The following is a 16,660-nucleotide window of genomic DNA, read 5'->3' on the forward strand; positions in this document are numbered from 1 at the left end:
TACCTCTGACGCGTGACAGAGCAGCCGCGCCTTGCCGAACAGAAAGCCGCCGTCGTCCTGCCCGAGCCATTCGTCAAATGGTTTGCGGAAAAAGGCTGGTCGCCGCGCGCCCATCAGATCGAATTGCTGGCCAAGGCTCAGGGCGGGCAGTCGGTATTGCTGATCGCCCCGACCGGCGCCGGCAAGACGCTGGCCGGGTTCTTGCCATCGCTGACCGAACTGGCCGGCCGGCCAAGGAGAAGGCCAGGGCAGGCGCATCGCGGCATCCACACGCTGTACATCTCGCCGTTGAAGGCGCTGGCCGTCGACATCGAGCGCAATCTCGGCAAACCCGTCGAAGAGATCGGGCTGCCGGTTACTGTCGAGACGCGCACCGGCGATACGCCCGCACACAAGCGCCAGCGGCAGAAGCTGGCGCCGCCCGACATTCTGCTGACCACGCCCGAGCAATTGGCGTTGCTGATTGCCGCGCCCGACGCCAGGCGCTTCTTCGAGGACCTGCGCTATGTCGTACTCGACGAACTGCATTCGCTGGTGACCTCGAAGCGTGGGCACCTCCTGTCGCTTGGCCTGGCCCGGCTGCGCTCGTTTGTGCCCGCCCTGCAGATGATCGGCCTGTCGGCGACGGTCGCCGAGCCCGACGAATTGCGGCGCTGGCTGGTCAGCCAGAATCCACCGGGGCCGATGGCCGAACTGATCGTTGTCATTGGCGGCGCCAAGCCCGAGATCTCCATTCTCGATTCGGAGGAGCGCGTGCCGTGGGCGGGACATTCGGCCCGCTACGCAACGCCGGAGATCTACAACGAGATCAAGCGCCACAAGACAACCCTGCTGTTCGTCAACACGCGCAGCCAGGCGGAGCTGCTGTTCCAGGAGTTGTGGCGGGTCAACGAGGACACCTTGCCGATCGCGCTACACCATGGCTCGCTCGACGTCGCCCAGCGCCGGCGCGTCGAGAAAGCGATGGGCGAGAACGCCTTGCGTGCCATCGTCGCCACCTCGACGCTCGACCTCGGCATCGACTGGGGCGACGTCGACCTGGTCGTCCATGTCGGCGCGCCGAAAGGTGCCAGCCGGCTGGCACAGCGCATCGGTCGGGCCAACCACCGTATGGACGAGCCGTCGAAGGCGATCCTGATCCCGGCCAATCGCTTCGAGGTGCTGGAATGCAGGGCGGCGCTCGACGCCAATTATCTGGGCGCCCAGGATACGCCGCCGCTGGTCAATGGCGGGCTCGACGTGCTGGCGCAGCACGTGCTGGGCTGCGCCTGCGGTGCGCCGTTCCAGGCCGATGCGCTGTTCGAGGAAGTGCGAACGGCAGCACCCTATGCCGATCTCGACCGGCCGACATTCGATCGCGTCATCGATTTCGTCGCCACCGGCGGCTATGCGCTGAAGAACTACGAACGCTACGCCCGTATTCGTCTCAACAAGGACGGGCTGTGGCGGGTGTCCAATCCTCGCGTCGCTCAGCAATACCGGCTGAATGTCGGCACCATCATTGAAGTGCCGGCGCTCAACGTGCGCTACGTCCAGGCCGGCAGCAGAGGCGCGGCTTCGCGTGGCGGTCGGGTTCTTGGCAAGATCGAGGAGGCGTTCCTCGAAACGCTGACGCACGGCGACACCTTCATGTTCGCCGGCAAGGTGCTGCGCTTCGAGGGCATCCGCGAGAGTGAGTGCTTCGTCTCGAACGCGCCGGGCAGCGACGCCAAGGTGCCGTACTATGGCGGCGGCAAATTCCCACTTTCGACGTACCTAGCCGAACAGGTGCGCGCCATGCTGGACGATCCGCAGCGCTGGAAGAAGCTGCCGGAGCAGGTCGCCGACTGGCTACGTTTCCAGGCCGACAAGTCGGTGCTGCCGAAACGCGACGATCTGCTGATCGAGACCTTTCCGCGCGGCAACCGCTACTACCTGGTGGCCTATCCGTTCGAGGGCAGGCTGGCGCACCAGACGCTGGGCATGCTGCTGACCCGCCGCCTCGACAGGGCGGGAGCCAGGCCGCTCGGCTTCGTCGCCACCGATTATGCGCTTGCCATATGGTCGCTGGCCGATATGGGTCACATGTTCAGGGCGAAGAAACCGTCGCTGGCTGCGCTCTTCGATCAAGATATGCTGGGCGACGACCTCGAAGCCTGGCTCGCCGGCAGCTGGCTGTTGAAGCGCACCTTTCGCAATTGCGCGCTGATCTCGGGATTGATCGAGAAACGCCACCCGGGCCAGGAGAAGAGCGGCCGCCAGGTGACCGTGTCGACCGACCTCATCTACGACGTGCTGCGCAGCCATGAGCCCGACCACATCCTTTTGCAGGCGACGCGGGCCGATGCCGCGACCGGTCTGCTGGATGTCAGCAGACTTGCCGAGATGCTCTCGCGCGTCCAGGGTCGAATCATGCATAAGAATCTCGAGCAGATATCGCCGCTCGCCGTGCCGATCATGCTTGAGATCGGCAAGATGCCGGTGCACGGCGAGGCCGATGAGACGCTGCTGATGGATGCAGCCACGCTGGTCGAGGAGGCCATGGGAACGAAATGACTGTGGCGCTGGCAATGGCTGCGACTCTGGCGGATACGGGCGCTGTCCGTATCGCTGGCGAACGCGCGATCTGCGACCGCCGCGGCGTGCTCTATTTTCCCGAATTCCGGCTTCTGGCCGTATCCGACCTGCATCTGGAAAAAGGCTCCTCACTGGCAAGGCGCGGCACGCTGGTTCCGCCTTACGATACCGGCGCCACGCTGCTCCGGCTGCAGACGGTGATTGCCGATTATCAGCCTGCGATCGTCATCAGCCTGGGCGACAGTTTTCACGATGGCGGCGGCGCCGCGCGCATGCACGCAAGCTTTCGCGAAAGGCTGGAAGGGCTGATGGTTGGGCGCGACTGGTTCTGGGTCGCCGGCAATCATGACCCGGAAGCACCGGCCGACCTGCCGGGCGACACCGTGCGCGAGCTGGCCATCGGCTCTCTGCTCTTCCGGCACGAGCCTTCGGCGGTAAGGGTGGAGGGCGAGATATCAGGCCATCTGCATCCTTGCGCCCGCATCGTCCAGCAAGGCCGTTCGGTGCGGCGGCGCTGCTTTGCCGGCGATGGCGGCCGCATGATCATGCCGGCCTTCGGCGCCTACACCGGTTCGCTCAATCTCCTTGACCGCGCCTATGCCGGGCTGTTCCGCCGCGAAACGCTGATGGCCTATATGCTTGGCACTGAGCGCATCTTCGCGATTTCCCACTCGATGCTCAGGCCGGGCTGAGCTGCCCTATCGTCCGTAATAGAGGGTAACAGTGTGCTTGGCCTCGGCGAAGAACAGCCAGCGCTCCACCAGCATGCCGGCGAGTTGGGCGATTGCGGAGAGTATCGACGAAGCCGCCGCAAAGGGCCACGGCAAGGCAAACGCCGCAATCAGCAGCAAAGCGGGCAAGGCAAAGGCCAGAGCCTGGGTGATCAGCCGCAGCTTTGCGCTGTGCTTGCGTGCGATGCGAAAGCCCATTTCCTTGAGCAGATAGTTTTCCTCGGTATGCGGCCATTCCATCGACCGCACCGTGCCGCCGGAAAGCCCGGTTGCGGTGTTGGCATTGGTCGGGATCTCCAGCCTATCATTGTATCGCCAGGTCGCCAGCTTCAAACCCCAGCCAAGCGCGGTCAGCAACAGGGCAGCCGCCAGAAGCATATTCGAGCCTGCCGCAAATCCCTGCAGCAGGGCGTTGAGCAGTACGCTGCCGGTCATCGCCGAAAAGATCAGATAGCCGGGCAGGGTGAAGCGGCTGTGCCATTGGGCGATCGGCTTCAACGACGCGTAGATCATGCCGGTGGTGCAGACGGTTGCGACCGCGCCGATGGCAGCGAGCAGCCCGGCGACAGCCACCCAGCCGCTCGTACGGCCGAGGACCACCCAGCCAATACCGAACAGTCCCGCCGGCACGAAGGTGGCGACCGAGGCAACGCCTTCGCGCGACAGCCATGAGCTACGCCATTGCGAGAAGGCACGCCAGGCGCGTTCGGGCCGGCCGAGATGGCCGGCCGAGGACAGCAGGCCTGCCGAGATCAGGCCGAGCGACAGCCCCATGCCGGTGAGGCCAAGCCAGAAATCGGGCGGGATAAAGCCCTGTCCGGCCAACACGCCAAGCAGCGCGAGCAGGCCGTAACCGGCGCCCGTGGCGGTGGTGAAAAAGACGACGGAGAAGGCTGGATGCATGAAGGCGCGGGTCAGTTCGAAAGCATGCGGTCGACCCAGCCAAGGAAACCGCCTTCGGCTCGCATCGGCTGGAGCGCCTGTGCCGGCACCGATGCGGCGCGATTGGTGTGGGCGCGTGGCGGCAGATATTTGTTGGTCGGCCTGTAGCCCATCTCCGGCATCAGGTCGACACCGCCGCGCTCCGCCACCAGTTGCGAGATAGCCGATGCCGGATCGCCCAGATCGCCGAAATGCCGCGCGCTGGTCGGGCAGGCGGCAACGCAGGCCGGCACGCGGTCTTCCTCCGCCAGATTGTCGTTATAGATGCGGTCGACGCACAGCGTACATTTCTTCATCACGCCGACATCCGTGTCGAATTCGCGCGCGCCGTAGGGGCAGGCCCAGCTGCACAATTTACAGCCGATGCATTTGTCCTCGTCGACCAGCACGATGCCATCCGACGCCCGTTTGTAGGAGGCGCCGGTCGGGCAGACCGTGACGCACGCCGGTGTCTCGCAGTGCAGGCAGGAGCGCGGGAAATTGACCGTGCGCCCACCCATCTCGGTCATGTGCTCATAACTGTGCACGCGGTTGAACCAGACGCCGTCGACATTGCCGCCATAGGGGTCGATGTCGGTTAGCGGCGCCATATGGCCGCCGGTGTTCCATTCCTTGCAGGCGGTGACGCAGGCCTGGCAACCAACGCAGGTGTCGAGGTCGATGACCAGGCCGAGCTTTTTGTCGGTGTGGGCGGGAAGGCAAGTCATTCGGCAGCTTCTCTCTCCCGACGGAATTCGGCGCCGAAACTGAGCTTGTCGGGCGAGGGCTCGAAGTGTGGCGGCTGCCGGAACCGCTCGAATTGCGGCTCGGTGAAGCCAGCTTCCTCGGCCGCGCATTTGACGATGCGCACGCGCAGGTCGAACCATGCCGCCTGGCCGGTGACAGGATCGGAATTCGAATAGCGTTTGCCATTCGCATCGGCAGAGGTCTGGTCGCCGATGATGTGGTTGAGCAGGAAGCCGCGATTGGATTCGGCCGCGTCATCCTTGAGCCCCCAGCTGCCGCGCCGTTTGCCGATCGCGTTCCAGGTCCACACCGTATCGGCGTTGACGCCGTCGATCAGGCTGATCTGCCCCTTGACCTTGCCGTTGATGCTCTCGATCCACACCCAGTCGTCATCGACAAGCCCGAGGCTGGCGGCGGTCCGATTGTGCACGAACAGCCGGTTCTGGCTGGTGATCTGCCTTAGCCACGCATTCTGCGCGCCCCAGGAATGGTACATGTGCATCGGCCGCTGCGTCAGCGCGTGGAGCGGATAGGCTTGGCTATCGACTGCAGCCTCTTCGAAGGGCGCGTACCAGAACGGCAGCGGATCCATATAGGTCTCGATACGGCTGCGCTCCGCCTCCGGCGGCAGCACCCCGCCATGGCCGCGCGCCGCAAGGCGAAAGCGCTGCATCGGCTCGGAATAGAGTTGGAAGACGATCGGCTCGGCCTTCGGGATGAAGCCCATGCTCTCGGCGAATTCGAGATAGGAGCGGTTGGCCATCTTGTAGTAGCGCTGATCGGCGGCGAAATCCTGGTGCCAGAAGCCGCCATTATCGATGTAGCGCTGCAACTGGTCGGGATTGACGTCGCCCTTGCCGACCGAGGCCCCGTCCTTGCCGCGCCAGCCGGCGAGCGGACCGACACCTGGCGTGCGCTCGTGATTGACGATGTAGTCGGGATAGTCGCGGTATTTGGCGGAACCATCGTCGTCGACGAAGCCGGGCAGGCTGAGCCGCGCGCCGAGTTCGATCAGCACCGTCTGGAACGGCCTGACGTCGCGATCCGGCTCGACGACGGGATGGCGGATGGCGTCGCCCGGCCCGTCGGCGTGGCTGATCGGCCGATCGAGCAAACTGATACAGTCATGACGCTCGAGATAGGTCGTGTCCGGCAGCACCAGATCGGCAAAAGGTACGGTCTCGGAATAATAAGCGTCGGAATAGATGATGAACGGGATCGTGTACTCACCCGACGCATCAATATCGGTCAGCATGGCCATCGTCTCGACGGTATTCATCGACGAGTTCCAAGCCATGTTGGACATGTACATGAACAGAGTGTCGATCGTGTAGGGATCGCCGGCCCAGGCGTTACGGATAACCGTGTGCATGAGCCCGTGTGCGGCCAGCGGCGCATCCCAGGAGTAGGCCTTGTCGATACGGATCGGTTTGCCGCCTTCGTCGATCAGCAGGTCCCCCGGTCCGCAGACAAAACCGAGCGGCATGCCCTCGAGCGGCGTCATCGGCTTCACATTCTTGCCGGCTGGCTTCGGACCCGGCGGTGCAGACCGTGGATAAGGCGGTTTGAAGCGAAAGCCGCCCGGCACGTCCACCGTGCCGAGAAGCACCTGAAGCAGATGAATGGCGCGGCAAGAGTGAAAACCGTTCGAATGGGCCGAGATGCCGCGCATCGCATGCATCGACACCGGTCGGCCCTTGATGGTCTCGTGCCGGCGGCCGGCCCAGTCCGTCCACGCCACCGGCAATTCGATTTGCTGTTCGAAGGCGACATGAGCGAGTTCGGCGGCGATCCTGCGGATGGTATCGGCGGAGATGCCGCACCGGTCAGTGACCGCCTCGGGTGAATAGCTCTCATCCAGATAGCGGTCGGCGACGAGTTGGAAGACCGGCACGCAACGGCGGCCGTCGACGAGAAAGCTGCCGGTCAGTGCGGGCTTCGCGTCGGCGTCACTGGCATTGACTGGCATCTTTGCCACCCTGTCCCAAGCCAGCGGATTGCCGTCGCCGTCGCGCATGAACAGCCCATCATCGGCAGCACCAGGCTCTTGAATGACGAGAAGATGGGCGTTGGTGTAGCGCAAGAGGTAGTCGAGATCGACACGGCCGGCCTTAAGCAATTCGTGGACGAGCGCAAACACGAACAGGCCGTCGGTACCGGGCCGGATGCCGATCCAGTCGTCGGCAATCGCGTTGTAGCCGGTGCGGCAGGGATTGATCGAGACCACCTTGGCGCCGCGTGCCTTGAGCTTGCCGAGACCGATCTTGATCGGATTGGAATCATGATCCTCGGCAACCCCGAACAGCATGAAATATTTGGTGTTGTCCCAGTCGGGCTCGCCGAACTCCCAGAACGAGCCGCCGATCGTGTAGAGGCCGCCGGCCGCCATATTGACCGAGCAGAAGCCGCCATGGGCGGCAAAGTTCGGTGTGCCGAACTGGCTCGCCCACCAGCCGGTCAGCGATTGCGACTGGTCGCGCCCGGTGAACAAGGCGAGTTTCTTCGGATCGGTTCGGCGGATATTCGAAAGCCGCTTCGTCGCGATCGACAAAGCTTCCTCCCACTCGATCTCGCGGAACTCACCCGAGCCGCGCGGGCCGGTGCGCAGCAGCGGCTTCTTCAGCCGAGCCGGGCTGTAGTGCTGCATGATGCCGGCGCTGCCCTTGCCGCACAGCACGCCACGGTTGACCGGATGGTCCTTGTTGCCGTTGATGTAGCGGACTTTGCCGTCCTTGATGTGAACGTCGATGCCGCAGCGGCAGGCGCACATATAGCAGGTGGTCTTGGCGATGCTGTCGGAGACATCAGGCGAAGTATCGACGCCGTCGCCTTCGGCGGGCGCGCGCGTATCGGCAAGCGGCCGTTGGGATGGTGCTGAGTTGGCGCCGCGCAGCGGTTTGTTGGTCATGATCCGGCGATGTTGTTGCGTTCCGCGGCCTTGGCTCTCGTCTTCGGGCCTGGGCCGCGCATGTAATGCTGTTCCGGCCGATAGCGTTCACCGACGAGCCGCCACCGCAGGCTGCGGGTCCAGTGCGTAAACACGGATTTGAACAGCCTAACCAATTTCTACCCTCGACTGTTCTGGCGCGACTTTTTTCCAATTTCGGGCTAAAATTTAGAACAAAGCAATCAATCTGTCTAACAACTTGCTCTTGTAATTCCAATCGGATTTGCTTCTTAATGCTGGCATGACTCTGGACCAATTGCGGATCTTCGTCGCCGTCGCCGAACGGGCGCACATGACCAAAGCGGCCGACTTGTTAGGCATTTCACAGTCGGCCGCGTCCGCCGCCATCCGCTCGCTCGAACAGCAGCACGGCGTGCAGTTGTTCAACCGAGTGGGCCGCAATATCGAGCTCGCCGAGACCGGACGCCGGTTCCTGCCGGAGGCCAAGGCGGTTCTCGAGCGGGCGGCGGCCGCCCACAACGTGCTGGAGCATGTCTCGCAGACGATATCAGGCAGTCTCTCGATCGCTGCCAGCCAGACCATCGCCAGCTATTGGCTGCCGCGCCGGCTCGCTTCTTTCCACGAAGCCTATCCTGCCGTCAGGCTGAGCGTGAGCATTGGCAACACCAGGCAGGTCGAGACCAATGTACTTGATGGCGCAGCCGATTTTGGCCTGGTCGAGGGGCGCACCGAATCCGACATTTTGCGGCGTGCCAAGGTCGATATCGATCGCATGATGCTGGTCGTGGCGCGCTCGCACCCTGAGATCGCGGAAGTTTCGCCTGGGCATCCCGACCTTGGCGGGCTTCGCTGGATCATTCGCGAAGGCGGGTCGGGCACGCGCGAGGCGCTGGAGGACCTTGCCCGACGCGACGGGATTTCGTTCGCGGACCTACAGATATTCCTGGTATTGCCGAGCAATGAGGCTATTCGCCAGGCGGTCGAGGCCGGCGCCGGCGCCAGCATCATTTCGGAACTCGTCGTCGCGCGCGCGGTCGCCGAAGGCAGTCTGCGTTCCGTGCCGATCGATCTGCCGAAGCGCGAATTTGCCATGATCACGCATCGCGACCGGCAGCCAAGCCTGGCCCAGATGGCGCTCAAGGCGCATCTCGGCGGCAAAGCTGAGAGAGCCGCGCCGCTTTAAGCCGATCAGGCGAACTTCCGCTGTGCGTCGAGCGCCAGCCCAAGCCCGACTGAGCCGAACACATCGCCTTCGATAACCGACGCCTGCGGCACCAGAGCCAGGATCTGCTGCCTGGCCAGCGGGATCGCGGTCGATCCGCCGGTCAGGAACACCGCCGTGATGTCGGAGGGCTTCACCTGCGCGTCGCGGACGGTCTGCTCGACGGTACCTGCAACGCGCTCAATATCCCGAGCGATAGTGGCTTCGAGACCTTCGCGCGTGATCTCTGCCGTGAACCTCACCTCCGGTAGCGCGACCTCGATACCGGCCGACGATCGATCCGTCAGCTCGATCTTGGCCCTTTCGACCAGCGCCGCTAGCGCGTGGCCGTAACGATGCTCGACGATGTGGATGAAGCGGTCGACCAGGTCTGCGCGCTCTGCCTCGTAGCGGATCTGGCGAAGATGCGTCATCGCCCTTGCGGTATAGACCAGGTTGATGCGCTGCCATGTCGCCAGGTCGATGAAGTAGCTCGCCGGCAGATTGCGCTTGCCATCCTTAGTCGACGTCAGATAGCCGAGCTGAGGCATCACATGGGCGATGCTCAGCAGCCGATCGAAGTCGGTGCCGCCGATGTGGATGCCGCGGCTGGCCAGGATGTCGTCCTTGCGGTCGAGCGAGCGGGCGCGCTCGGGCGAGACCCGCACGATCGAGAAATCGGACGTGCCGCCGCCCATGTCGATGATCAGCGCCAGTTCCTCGCGCGTCACCTTCTGTTCGTAGTCGAGTGCCGCCGCGATCGGCTCGAATTGGAAGGCGATGTGCTTGAAGCCCTGAGCGCGAGCGGCATTTTCGAGTTCGTGCTCGGCCTCGGCGTCGGCCCCGGCGTCGTCGTCTACGAACTGTACCGGCCGTCCGATTACGACGCTTTCGACTGTGTCGAGGGCGTTTTCTTCGAGCTTCTTTTTCAGGTGGCCGACAAATAGGCTGACAATTTCCATGAAGCCGATCGAGCGCGCCTTGATGCGCGTCTTTTCGTGAGCGAGCGAGCTGCCGAGAACGCTCTTCAGCGAGCGCATCAGGCGGCCTTCGATACTGTCCGTATAGTTGGCGATGGCGCGTCGCCCGAAATAGGTGCGGTTGTCCTCGAAATTGAAGAACACCGCACTGGGCAGAGTGACTTGGCCGTCTTCCAAGGCCACCAGCCGCGGCTGCCCGTTCCTGACCACGCTCACGGTGGAATTCGAAGTGCCGAAGTCGATACCGGCAAATGCTGGTCGCATCGTGCGTTCCTATATTCTGATTTGGGGAGCAGCAGCTCGTGCCCGGTCGGACCGGGGATCGCGGTCTAGCCCATACCCTCGGAAAGGGAAACCACTTTTACGAGAGTTCAGTCTTTCCTGAAGACCAGTCTTCCGAGCCAGCCTGTCAGCATGGCCAGCGATACGGCAAAGACACCGTAGAGGAAGGAGTAGTCGTGGGCGACGCGGAAGATCGACTGTTCGAAACCGGACTTGCGGATTTCGAGCTGGGCGGAGCTTTCCTTGATGAACAGGCCGCTCTTGAACAGGAAGGCGCGCGCCTTGTGGGTGCCGACCGGAACGTTGGGAGCGAGCCTGACGGTGGCGCGGAACAGGTTCTGCGACAGGAACTGCACACCGCCGACCTTCTCGCTGTAGAGGCCTGTTGCCGCCTTGCGCTCGCGCAGCGCGGCGGTGAACTCCTCGATTGTCGCCGGGCTGTCCTCGGCGTCGGCCGGCTGCAAATAGAGGTTGGAGGCGCCAAGCGACAGCTGCTTGTAGCTGTTCGGATCGGTGACGTCCTGCAGCGGTCGCGTCGTCGCCACAGAATAGGAGACAGGTACGTTTTCGAAGGTCTCCGACTCCAGATTGACCCAGACGCCGAGCACCCGGTCCTTGCGGCGCACGACGACCGGTCGGGCCGGGCCTTCCAGCACAACGATCACGTCGTAGCGCCCTTGCCGTGCGACAAGCGGATCGGCATTTTCCAGCGATCCGAAGATGGTCAGGTCGGCGCCGGAAAAGCCGGCGGTAATCGAGACATTGTCGGTGGAAAGGCCGATCTGGATGTTTTCGGTTAGTGGCGTCTGTGCCTTCGCCGCTGACGCCGCGGCCAGCAGCGACAGCAAGGCGGCGGCCGCGAGCGTCCTCAAGCCAGCCATCAGCTCAGGCCCACGCCGGACAGCGAATAGAGATTGGGAGGCGTGACGAAAAGATCGATGGCGAGCCGGATGGCGACCGCCAGCACAAGCAGCGCCAGCAGCGCCCTGAGTTGTTCGCCCCGCAGCCTCTGACCGGCCTTGGCGCCATATTGTGCGCCGGCGACGCCGCCTGCCATCAACAGGAAGGCGAGCATGACGTCGACCGTCTGGTTGGTGGTGGCGTGGACCAGCGTGGTGTAAGCCGAGGTGAAGATGATCTGGAACAGCGAGGTGCCGATGACGACGTTGGTCGGCACTTTCAAAAGGTAGATCAGGGCCGGCACCATGATGAAGCCGCCGCCGACGCCCATGATCGACGATAGGAAGCCAATCGCCGCGCCCAGCCCAAGCACCGGAATGACGCTGACGAAGAGCTTCGAGGCCCTGAACCGCATCTTCAGCGGCAGGCGGTGGATCCAGTTGTGCTGGCCGGATTTCTTCAACACCGGTGCGGCGCCGCTGCGGGTGACGCGCAGCGCATTGATACTCTCGACCAGCATCAGCCCGCCGACAGTGCCGAGCAGCACGACGTAGAGCAGCGAGATGAACAGATCGAGCTGGCCGAGTCGGCGCAGGAACGCAAAGACATAGATGCCGCCGGTCGAGCCGACGATGCCGCCGGCCAAAAGCACGCCGCCGAGCTTGAAGTCGAGCGTGCCGCGCTTCATGTGCGACAGGGCGCCGGAGAAGGAGGAAGCGATGACCTGGTTGGCGCCGGTGGCGACCGCAATCGCGGGCGGTATGTTGTAGAAGATCAGCAGCGGCGTGATGAGAAAGCCGCCGCCCACGCCGAACATGCCCGACAGGAAACCCACCGCTGCGCCCATGGCCAGCAGCACGAAGACGTTAACGGAAATTTCCGCGATCGGGAGATAGATGCCCACCCGTCAGTCTCGATCAGTTTGCCTCCTGGCGAATGCAACCGTTGCGGGCATTTTGCGCCAGAAGGCTATCTCGTTCTTGCGCCGGCCGGGCGGTGAAGTCAAACTTCGTCGCACCGCCGAAACAAAAAACAACTCAATCAGTTAACAGGCAAATCTGTGGCAAGGGCGTCGCGGAAACGACGCATCCGCCGTTATTTGCGCGCGAGCAACGCCTTGACCAGCTTTTCGTCGATCGCGCCGGTTGCCTTCATGTCGTTGTCGGTCTGGAAGGCCATGATCGCGTTCTTGGTTTTCCGGCCCATCATGCCGTCGGGATTGCCGGCCTCGTAGCCGTTCTTGTTGAGGATGCGCTGGATGTTCTGGACCGCTTTCTTCATGTCGATGCCGGCCGTCGTCTGCGGTGTGCCGTCCTGCCACGATTCAGGAATGTCGGCCGAATTGGCGGCTGGATCGAGCGGCTTGGCCTTCCACAGCTCGGCCGCGGCACGCGTACGCTCCAGCTGCTCGGGTCTCAGGGCTTTGGCGATCTCGTCGCGCTTGGCCGCCGCATCCTTGTCGCCGGTCTTGGCGACGAGCGCGAACCATTTGTAGCTCTCCTCGAGGTTCTGCTTCATGCCGACGCCCTTCGCCGCAAGGATGCCGAGATTGAACTGGCTGTCCTTGACGCCGAGGTCCGCCGCCGCCTGGAACCAGCGCGCTGCCGATTCATTGTCGGTCACGCCATCCGCCGCCATCGCAAACAGCACGGCCAGATTGTGCATGGCGCTGGCGTTGCCCTGCTCTGCGGCAAGCTGGTACCAGGTCTTCGCTTTTTTGATGTCGCGTGCGACGCCGATGCCCTTCTCGTAGAAATTGCCGATGCGGTATTCTGCCGGTGCGAAACCGAGATCGGCAGCTTTCTCGTACCATTTGGCCGCCGCTGCCATGTCTTCCTTGACGCCGCGCGACTCGGCGTAGCGCGAGCCGATCTCGAACAGTGCCTTGGCGTCGCCGCCGGCCGCTGCATCGCGCAGGGCGGCCGGACCGACACCGGCCGGAACCTCGATCTTGGCAACGCTTGCCGCGGCAGCATCTGCCGGCGGCACCGTGCCCGTCGTGTCCTGCGTCGCAGCTGTGGTGGTAGCAGGCGCGGCAGCCATTGGCTCGGCGTCGCTGGCCGTCGCCGCTGCCGGTGCGGGCACTGCGGCCGTGGCGTCTGGCGCCGCCATGTCAGGGGCTGCCGCGGGGGCTGTCGATGCCTCGGTTGCCGGTGTGGCGGGGCCGGTTTGCGCCGCCGTGTCGTCCTTGGTCGTCGCTGCGGACGGCTCTGCCTGCCTGACGATGGAGGACGGCGCGCTATCCTGCGCTGCCGTCTGCGCGTCCGCCTTCGGTTCGCTGGCAACGCTGGCCAATGCAGTCTCCACCGGCTGTGCGGCCACAGCCGGCGCCGCGTCATTGTTGGCGACTTCGACCGGATCGGAGAAGAAGGCTTTGCCCAGTTGCAGGCCGGCAAGCGCCAGCATGATGGCAATTGCCCCCATCAGGATCGGCTTGCGCCGCGCCTTGAGCAGGTCGCCTATCCTGAGCGCCTTGACCGGGCCTTTCATCGTCGACTGGCGCTTAAGGGCGTCCGCCTCGGCGGCCGCCGCTTGCGCAGCCCGTCTGGCTGCCGCGATGAAGTCCGATTTCGCCGCTTCGGCGCCGCCTTCGCGGGCCGGCTGCCCGCGCTCGTCGCGCACACGTTTCATGATGGCGCTGAGGTCGGGGGCGCCGGAGCCGGGTTCCAATGGCCGATTGGCGACCTTGGGGTCGAGCGGCTCGTCCAGATCGACGCTCGGTATTTCGACGCTCGACGCCGAGCCGGCAAGCGGCGGCATCTCGGCCTCCTTCTTGCCCTTCAAGGCGCGCGCCAGCCCGCCTAACATCGATTTCCTGCCGCCGCCGTGCTCGGTTTTTTCATGCGTCGTGTCTGAACCGAGGGCCGCCAGGGCGGCTGCCGCGGCCGCCTCGGCCGGCGTACGCGGACCTGGCTCGTCGCGCACGAGCGCCGCGGTGCGACCGTCCAGATCGGCCATGTTGCCCGTTAACGGCAGCGGCTGGTCGATGTCCATCGACGGTGCGTCCTGCACCGAGATCTTGGATGCCCGGCCGAAGCGTTTGCTCAACTCTGCGCTTGCCGGTTCGCCGGTCTCCAGTGAACCTAGCCTGTCAACAATCTTGAGCAGCGTGTCGTGGATAGCCTCGAACGTCCTTGAATTGCGCTCGTCCGAACGGCGCGTCAGCGCCTCGAGCGTCTTCAGGTCCTGGGCGAGGCCGGTAACGGCCGCCGTGTTGGCGCTTGATCCGGCCAGCGAGCGGACGGCGCTCTCGGCCGCCTCGCGCGCCGCGCCGAGGATGGAATCGCGGGTTCCGGCCAGCGACTTCTCGATCTCGTTGAGGCGCGGGCTGATGTCGTCGAATTCCGGCAGCGGCGTGCCGGGCTTGGAAAGATGCGCCGTCAGGCCCGCGACCTGCGCTTCGAGGCTGCGGATCAACGCCGGGTCGATGCTGGCGACCTGTGCCGCGGACGAATCCAGCCGGCTTGAAATGTCTTCGAGCCGGCTCTCCAGGCCGCGGATCGCCGCCTCGCTGGCGGGATCTGGAACGCGCGTCTCCATCCGCTTGGCCAGCGCGGTGAAGCGGGCGTCGATGGCATCCATGATGCCGGCGCTGTCGACCTGCGGCATGCGCTGATCCAGCCTGTCGGCGACTTCGTCCAACCGGCGCTCAAGGTCGCGAAACAGCATGTTGCCTTGTTCGATGGCGTCGCCCTGGCGACGTTCCATCATGCTGGACAGCACATCGAAGCGCTGCTCGAGCCCCTGGAAGATGTAGTCGGCGTCGGGCATGGCAGGTGCATGGTCGATCTTGTCGGCGATAAGCGCGACTTGCCTGGCAAGGCGCTCCATAGCTTGTTCCGGCAGATTGGCTCGGCCGGCCAGCTCATCCACGCGGCTCGACAATGTGTTGAGACGGTCGATGACCTCCCGGCCCGGATGATCCTGCGACACTTCTTCGATTTGCTGGGCCAGTGAATCGATCCGCTTCTCGATGCGTTCGAAGGGCTCGGGGTCGAACGAATTGGCTTGCGCGGCAACCGTCGAGGCGACGATCGCGCGGGAAATCTCGTCGAGCCGCTCGTCGATCTGACTGAATGTGTCGCTGCCGCGATTGTCCTGCTGGCGGGCGAAATGGTCGACCGCTCCGGCAAGCATGCGGACCTTTTCCTCCAGCGAGCGCAGCGACAGCGATTCCGGCAGATTGCTGACGGCATTGCTGATCTGTTCGAGCCGCTCGGTCAGCGCCGACAGGCCGGGCGCGTCGGAGCGCTTGCGCTGATCGGCGTCGACGCGGTCCTCGAAGGCGCTCCAGCGGCGGTCGAAATCGTCCCAGCGGCGGCCCACTGCCTGCACGCTCTCGTCGCGCGCCAGCGTATCGAGAGCTGCCTTGACCTGCTCAAGCTCGAGCCGCAACATATTGACGCTTCTGTCGTCGCTTTTTTCGGCCAGCGTCTGGATGGCGCCGGAAAGCCGCTCGAATTCGACGCCGAGTTCGGCGCTGCCCTTGCCGCCGCCATTTGACTGGTAGGCTCGCTCGATATTCTTGCGCAGTGCGTCGAACTCGCGTTGCAGGCCGGAGGTCATCTGCTGGCGAAGCTCTTCGCGCAGGCCGCGCAATTCGCCAGCGATCTTGCCGGCTAGGGCGACGCCGTCCTCCTGGCCGCGCACCCGGTCGATATCGCGGGCGATCGCCTGGTAGTTCTGGTCGACGGCCGCCGCTGGACCTTTCGGCCGCTGCGCGTCGCGTGGGTCCTCGTACCGGCGCTGCTGGCCATAGGGTTGGGCACTAGGATAGCGCGGTTCTGCCGCTGGTCGGCGTGGACCGGGATGGCTTGCAGTCTCCTCGCGCGTCCGCTCCAGTCGCTGCTCCAGCGTTTCCAGGGAACGGTTGAGCTCTTCAAGCGTCGTGTGCGGCCTGCGCTGCCTGCCGGCGTTGAGTGTATCGAGGTAGGACCGCTTGCTGTTCATCAATGCGCCCGTTTCAGAATTGCTGGCTTTCACCAGGTTCCCAAAGTCCTGCCGGGACGAACGCGACTGCTTGGCTTGTTGCAGTGGAAGACGAGCTTCCCGGGTCTTACCCGCGCTCCGAAAAACCGTGAAAAATTCAATACAGGATAAACACGGGTAACCGACATGCGCACATTTCGCCCCAACGTGGTAAACAACGCGTTAACCAAGCTTAAGAAGTTGCAACTTTGTCGACTGGCTGCGGACGGCGCCGGGTGTCTTTTTGGACGCACAAAAGACGCTGTAGAATTTTGATCAGCCGCATGATCGCTCCCGAATCGGCCACGACTTTTAGGTTATCCACCGGCGCTGCGGCATAAAGTTCCAAGCCCAGAACGCTCTTGCGTCGTAAGGCGGCTATCGATATAGCATTGACGTAAACGTAAACGAGCGGATTACGCCGTTTGTGATTTGTTTGTTGAAACCACGAGTGGAAGCACGCCCC

General features: G+C 63.9%; 10 protein-coding genes. 3 read left to right on the forward strand and 7 right to left on the reverse strand.

Features of this window, described 5'->3' with window-relative positions:
- The first annotated feature begins 12 nt into the window (after positions 1 to 12).
- Together NKH05_RS17660 and pdeM are read left to right on the forward strand one after the other, a co-directional pair.
- Complete coding sequence (locus NKH05_RS17660) at positions 13 to 2,535, forward strand: ligase-associated DNA damage response DEXH box helicase (protein WP_352483225.1); 2,523 nt, start codon at positions 13 to 15, stop codon at positions 2,533 to 2,535.
- A gap of 14 nt (positions 2,536 to 2,549) precedes the next feature.
- Positions 2,550 to 3,248 carry a ligase-associated DNA damage response endonuclease PdeM gene (gene pdeM / locus NKH05_RS17665; protein ID WP_502895892.1) on the forward strand — a complete coding sequence of 233 codons (699 nt, stop codon included), beginning with the start codon at positions 2,550 to 2,552 and terminating at the stop codon, positions 3,246 to 3,248.
- Between the two features lie 6 nt (positions 3,249 to 3,254).
- Here the strand turns inward: pdeM and NKH05_RS17670 are convergent, their stop codons facing one another.
- The 3 genes from NKH05_RS17670 to NKH05_RS17680 are packed head-to-tail and all read right to left on the reverse strand — an operon-like array spanning position 3,255 to position 7,863.
- Complete coding sequence (locus NKH05_RS17670) at positions 3,255 to 4,190, reverse strand: dimethyl sulfoxide reductase anchor subunit family protein (protein ID WP_023719522.1); 936 nt, start codon at positions 4,188 to 4,190, stop codon at positions 3,255 to 3,257.
- A gap of 11 nt (positions 4,191 to 4,201) precedes the next feature.
- Positions 4,202 to 4,936: a 4Fe-4S dicluster domain-containing protein gene (locus NKH05_RS17675; RefSeq protein ID WP_023719521.1), complete on the reverse strand. Its 735-nt coding sequence runs from the start codon at positions 4,934 to 4,936 to the stop codon at positions 4,202 to 4,204.
- Complete coding sequence (locus NKH05_RS17680) at positions 4,933 to 7,863, reverse strand: molybdopterin oxidoreductase family protein (RefSeq protein WP_023719520.1); 2,931 nt, start codon at positions 7,861 to 7,863, stop codon at positions 4,933 to 4,935. Before NKH05_RS17680 ends, NKH05_RS17675 begins: the two co-directional genes overlap by 4 nt.
- Before the next feature lie 280 nt (positions 7,864 to 8,143).
- On the opposite strand from NKH05_RS17680, the gene NKH05_RS17685 reads away from it, so the two are divergent.
- Positions 8,144 to 9,046: a LysR substrate-binding domain-containing protein gene (locus NKH05_RS17685; RefSeq protein ID WP_023719518.1), complete on the forward strand. Its 903-nt coding sequence runs from the start codon at positions 8,144 to 8,146 to the stop codon at positions 9,044 to 9,046.
- A 5-nt stretch (positions 9,047 to 9,051) separates the two neighbouring features.
- Here NKH05_RS17685 and NKH05_RS17690 read toward each other — a convergent pair whose 3' ends face one another.
- The 4 genes from NKH05_RS17690 to NKH05_RS17705 all read right to left on the reverse strand — a co-directional run bounded on the left by NKH05_RS17690 (position 9,052) and on the right by NKH05_RS17705 (position 16,176).
- Positions 9,052 to 10,308, reverse strand: coding sequence for an Hsp70 family protein (locus NKH05_RS17690; protein ID WP_352483221.1), 1,257 nt, complete (start codon positions 10,306 to 10,308; stop codon positions 9,052 to 9,054).
- A gap of 107 nt (positions 10,309 to 10,415) precedes the next feature.
- A complete protein-coding gene (locus NKH05_RS17695) occupies positions 10,416 to 11,207 on the reverse strand; it encodes a TIGR02186 family protein (RefSeq protein ID WP_353025806.1) in 792 nt (263 codons plus the stop codon).
- Positions 11,207 to 12,130, reverse strand: coding sequence for a sulfite exporter TauE/SafE family protein (locus NKH05_RS17700; protein ID WP_023719515.1), 924 nt, complete (start codon positions 12,128 to 12,130; stop codon positions 11,207 to 11,209). Before NKH05_RS17700 ends, NKH05_RS17695 begins: the two co-directional genes overlap by 1 nt.
- A 191-nt stretch (positions 12,131 to 12,321) precedes the next feature.
- The gene (locus tag NKH05_RS17705; protein WP_353025807.1) at positions 12,322 to 16,176 is read right to left on the reverse strand and encodes a peptidoglycan-binding protein; all 3,855 of its coding nucleotides are present in this window, start codon (positions 16,174 to 16,176) and stop codon (positions 12,322 to 12,324) included.
- Positions 16,177 to 16,660: the final 484 nt, after the last annotated feature.

The sequence above is a fragment of the Mesorhizobium sp. M1399 genome, assembly GCF_040317735.1.
Classification (GTDB): Bacteria; Pseudomonadota; Alphaproteobacteria; order Rhizobiales; family Rhizobiaceae; genus Mesorhizobium.